General features: G+C 43.4%; 1 protein-coding gene. It reads right to left on the reverse strand.

Annotated elements, in window-relative coordinates:
* Window positions 1–7: 7 nt before the first annotated feature.
* Window positions 8–412 (reverse strand): hypothetical protein (locus tag KH400_RS29820; RefSeq protein ID WP_217228140.1); only part of this gene is annotated, 405 nt, incomplete at its 5' end.

Genomic DNA, 412 nt, shown 5'->3' on the forward strand with positions numbered 1-412 from the left:
CTTCACCTCAATCCTTCTCCTTCTTTTCCCCCCCCTTTTTTTCCTCTCTTCTTTTATTCTTTCTCCCTCCTTTCCCTTCCCTCCCTTTTTCTTCCTTCCTTTCTCTCTCTCTTCTCCCTCTTTTCTCTTTTCTTTTCCTCTCTTTTTCTTTTTCTTTTTCCTCTTTTCTTCTCCCCTTCTTTCTCTTTTTCTTCTTCCCCTCTCTCTTTTTCTCCCTCTCCTTTCTCTTCTTTTCTCCTTCTCTCTTCTTTCCCCCTTCTTTCTTCCCTTCTTTTTTTCCTTTTTTTTTTTTCCCTTTTTCTCTCCCTCCCTCCCCCCTCCTTTTTCCCTTTCCTTCCCCTTCTTTTCTTTCTTCCTTCCCTCTCCCTTCCTTTCCCTTCCCTTTCTCTTCTCCCCCTCTTCCTCTTCCTCC

This window comes from Desertibacillus haloalkaliphilus, assembly GCF_019039105.1.
GTDB classification, from domain to species: domain Bacteria; phylum Bacillota; class Bacilli; order Bacillales; family KJ1-10-99; genus Desertibacillus; species Desertibacillus haloalkaliphilus.